At 40.3% G+C, this 3916-nt stretch carries 5 protein-coding genes; all 5 read left to right on the top strand.

Annotated elements, in window-relative coordinates:
- The first annotated feature begins 159 nt into the window (after positions 1-159).
- The 5 genes from CXF60_RS00500 to merA all read left to right on the top strand — a co-directional run bounded on the left by CXF60_RS00500 (position 160) and on the right by merA (position 3526).
- Complete coding sequence (locus tag CXF60_RS00500) at positions 160-507, top strand: mercuric transporter MerT family protein (protein WP_016899520.1); 348 nt, start codon at positions 160-162, stop codon at positions 505-507.
- A gap of 46 nt (positions 508-553) precedes the next feature.
- Positions 554-838 carry a mercury resistance system periplasmic binding protein MerP gene (gene merP, locus CXF60_RS00495; RefSeq protein WP_008110847.1) on the top strand — a complete coding sequence of 95 codons (285 nt, stop codon included), beginning with the start codon at positions 554-556 and terminating at the stop codon, positions 836-838.
- Between the two features lie 62 nt (positions 839-900).
- Positions 901-1651 (top strand): IS5 family transposase gene (locus CXF60_RS00490; protein ID WP_102090357.1). Its coding sequence is split into 2 segments (ribosomal slippage): positions 901-1056 and positions 1058-1651, totalling 750 coding nucleotides; the frame shifts between segments, so codons are not numbered across the junction.
- Positions 1641-2066, top strand: coding sequence for an organomercurial transporter MerC (gene merC / locus CXF60_RS00485; protein WP_102090356.1), 426 nt, complete (start codon positions 1641-1643; stop codon positions 2064-2066). The genes CXF60_RS00490 and merC overlap by 11 nt, the downstream gene beginning before the upstream one ends.
- 20 nt (positions 2067-2086) lie before the next feature.
- Positions 2087-3526 carry a mercury(II) reductase gene (gene merA, locus CXF60_RS00480; RefSeq protein ID WP_025643785.1) on the top strand — a complete coding sequence of 480 codons (1440 nt, stop codon included), beginning with the start codon at positions 2087-2089 and terminating at the stop codon, positions 3524-3526.
- Positions 3527-3916: the final 390 nt, after the last annotated feature.

Raw genomic sequence — 3916 nt, 5'->3', positions numbered from 1 at the left:
AAAACAGCATATCCAATTTTACTTCTGCGCCTTAATTCAAGTTAGCTTATTCCCCGTATCTGTCGTAGCAGATTATCAAAGATAAATTTTTTATAAATCACCCTTGACTCCGTACTTAGGTACATGCAATACACTTGCATTATCTAATGAGGTATCTATATGAATCAAAAAGAATCAAACCTTCCAATGATAGGAGGCATCATAGCAGCATTAGGCGCAGGCGTATGCTGTGTAGGTCCTTTGCTCCTGTTATTACTTGGGGTAAGTGGCTCATGGATTGGTAATTTAACTGCATTTGAACCCTATAGGCCATTATTTATCGCATTTGTAGTGTTGTTGTTTGGTTACTCAGGTTGGAAAATTTACCGTCCTGTAGAAGAGTGTGAGCCGGGAACGGCCTGTGCAATTCCTAAGAAACAGCAACAACGAAAAGTCATTTTCTGGCTGAGCGCTATAGTTGCGACAATTTTAGTGACCAGTAATTATTGGATACTTTTGTTTGCTTAATATACAGATCAAGAAATTTATAACATTTTAAAATTTGGAGCTAATTATGAAAAAATTATTATTAACCGCACTGCTTTCACTTTCTAGTTTTGGTGCTTTTGCTGAAGTAAAAACAGTTACACTGGAAGTGCCAACGATGAACTGTGCGACATGTCCAATCACAGTTAAAAAGTCATTAGAAAATGTTGATGGCGTTGAAAATGCGAAAGTTACCTACAAGCCTAAGCTAGCTGTTGTTTCTTTTGATGACACTAAAACCAACATCAATGCATTAATTGCAGCGACTACCAACGCTGGCTACCCTTCAAATTTAAAAAGTGAAAATAAGTAATATTTAGCCCCTTAGAACTAGGGTGTGTTGACATATATAGAATAATTGATAATCATAGTGTTATGACTAGATTAACCCTAAGTGATGCCCAGTGGGCAAAGATAGCACCGTATTGTGCAGGTAAAGAGACCGATGTTGGTAGAACAGCGGTAAATAATCGACTATTTATCGAAGCTGTTCTATGGATTGTCCGAACAGGTAGTCCGTGGCGAGACTTACCCCCCTGAATTTGGTAACTGGAACAGTGTTTATAAGCGCTACCGTCGATGGGTAAAAAGCGATAGATTCAGCAAGCTATTTAATGCTCTGAATGACTCAGATTTAGAGTATGCCATGATTGATGGCACTATTGTTAAGGTACATCGTCATGGACAAGGCGCAAAAGGGGGGGCTTGTCATCAGGCAATTGGCAAATCAAGAGGCGGTATGACCACTAAAATCATGGCAATGGTTGATGCATTAGGCAACCTTGTTGATTTTACTTTATTGAAAGGACAACAGCATGACATGGCTGGCGTTAAACCTTTAATTAAAGACAAAGAGTTTGGTGCATTGCTTGCTGATAGAGCCTTTGACACGGATTGGCTACTGCTAGACTTAGAAGAGCGTGGTAGCAAAGCGGTCATACCCCCTAAACGCTCTCGTTTAAAGCAACGAGATTTCGATAAAGAAATGTACAAGTGGCGTCACTTAATCGAGAACTTCTTCTGTAAGCTGAAAGATTTCAAGAAAATTGCCATGCGTGCTGAAAAAACGGATGAGTCGTTTGCTGCTAATATCTATTTAGCAGCGACGATTATCCATTTACGGTAATTGTCAACACACCCTAGTTACGCGTATCGGAGATAAAGCAGGCTCTATAGGTGCACTTGTTTCGGCAATGGGATGCGCCATGTGTTTTCCCGCGATAGCTAGTCTTGGTGCGGCAATTGGGATGGGATTTCTTAGTCAGTGGGAAGGGGTATTTATCAATACGTTGTTACCACTGTTTGCAGTATTAGCGCTGGCAATGAATATCTTAGGCTGGTTTAGCCATCGTCAATGGCACCGTAGTTTTATCGGTTCAATTGGCCCCATTTTGGTTTTACTCTCTTTATACCCTTGGTTCCAGTACGGGTGGAGTTCATACGTTACTTATACGGGGCTAGGACTAATGGTTGCTGTATCAATTTGGGACATGGTTTCTCCTGCGAATAAACGCTGTGATGATGAAACTTGTACCGCTTAACTTTTTAAGAGGAATAAAATATGTCAACGAATAGTTGTTGCTCGCCAAATGACATCCAGCCAGAACAATTACATGTAGCCATTATTGGTAGTGGTTCAGGGGCCTTTGCCAGTGCGATTAAAGCAGCAGAAGGCGGAGCAAGAGTTACTATCATTGAAGGAGCCGATGTAATCGGAGGTTGCTGTGTAAATGTCGGCTGTGTTCCTTCAAAAATATTGATCCGTGCTGCGCAATTAGCGCATCAGCAACGTACTAACCCGTTTGATGGTTTAGAAAATATTCAGCCACAACTTAGCCGCTCCTTATTAGCACATCAGCAAAACGCTCGCGTCGAAGAACTACGCGATGCTAAATATCAACGTATTTTAGAGAGTAATCCCGCGCTATCTTTACTTAAAGGTTATGCACGTTTTAAAAATCAAAATACCTTGCTAGTTCACAAGTCTGATGGTAGTGAAGAAGAGCTGGTTGCAGATCGCATTTTAATTGCAACAGGCTCTACACCAAGCATTCCGCCAATTAAGGGTTTAGTTGATACACCTTATTGGACATCAACAGAAGCCTTATTTGCAGAAGAGTTACCGAGTAGTCTAGTTGTCATCGGCTCCTCCGTTGTTGCTCTGGAAATTGCGCAAGCTTATGCCCGTTTAGGTAGCCGTGTGACAATTCTAGCCAGACATACCCTTTTATATGCTGAAGATCCGTTATTAGGTGAAAAACTGGCAGAGTGCTTTGAAAAAGAAGGTATTAGGGTACTTAATAATACGCAAGCAAGTCATGTTTCTTATGATAGCAATGGTTTTTCATTGGAAACTAACGAAGGAACATTAATCGCTGAAAAATTGCTTATCTCTACGGGTCGCCATGCAAATACTGGAAAGCTTGGTTTAGAAAATGTTGGTGTTGAAACAGATAAAAGTGGTGCCATTGTTGTTAATAGTATGATGGAAACATCAACAGCTAACATTTATGCCGCTGGAGATTGCTCCAATATGCCACAATTTGTTTATGTTGCTGCTGCTGCCGGAAGTAGGGCTGGAATTAATATGACAGGTGGAAATGCGCAACTCGACTTATCTACCATGCCTGCTGTTATATTCACCGACCCACAAGTTGCTACGGTAGGTCTAACCGAAGTACAAGCTTCAGCGGTAGGAATAAATACGATAAGTCGTGTACTTGATATGGAAAACGTACCAAGAGCTTTAGCAAATTTTGAAACGGATGGTTTTATCAAGTTGGTAGCTGAAGAATCCACGGGAAAACTGATAGGCGCACAAATTTTAGCCCATGAAGGCGGAGAACTGATTCAAAGTGCGGCTCTTGCTATTCATAATAAAATGACAGTCGAAGAATTGGCAGGTCAACTATTTCCGTATTTGACGATGGTTGAAGGATTGAAGTTATGCGCTCAAACCTTTAGCAAAGACGTTAAAGAGCTATCTTGCTGCGCAGGGTAATCATTTAACGGTAATGTACTTACAGAAATGTTAATGGAGTGCCATTAATAGCTGTTATTTCAAATAATTTTCTAGCGGTTTTTTCTCAAAATCTGAGACCTTCCTAAATTTTGTGTAAGTATTTAATCTAAACGTCAGTTACACAGAATCTGGGATGGTCTCCATAACAGTACTTATAGAAATCAAAAATAAGCTAATTCACTCTCGAAAAACTCACTGGATGTACACAACGAAGTACACCGATGTTGCTTCAATAACTCAAACTATTGCTATCATTAGCATACAGTCCAAGATTCAAGTCCTCACTAGGGAACCGAATCAGTGAAAGTACCTAATTGGTTCCTTATGGGTATACCCTAAATAGAACCATCTAATATTTTATGCATAGCT

Source organism: Psychrobacter sp. 4Bb, from assembly GCF_002836735.1.
In the GTDB taxonomy this organism is placed as follows: domain Bacteria; phylum Pseudomonadota; class Gammaproteobacteria; order Pseudomonadales; family Moraxellaceae; genus Psychrobacter.
Note: the sequence above shows the minus strand (reverse complement) of the source record. Positions and strands in the feature narration are given on the sequence as shown.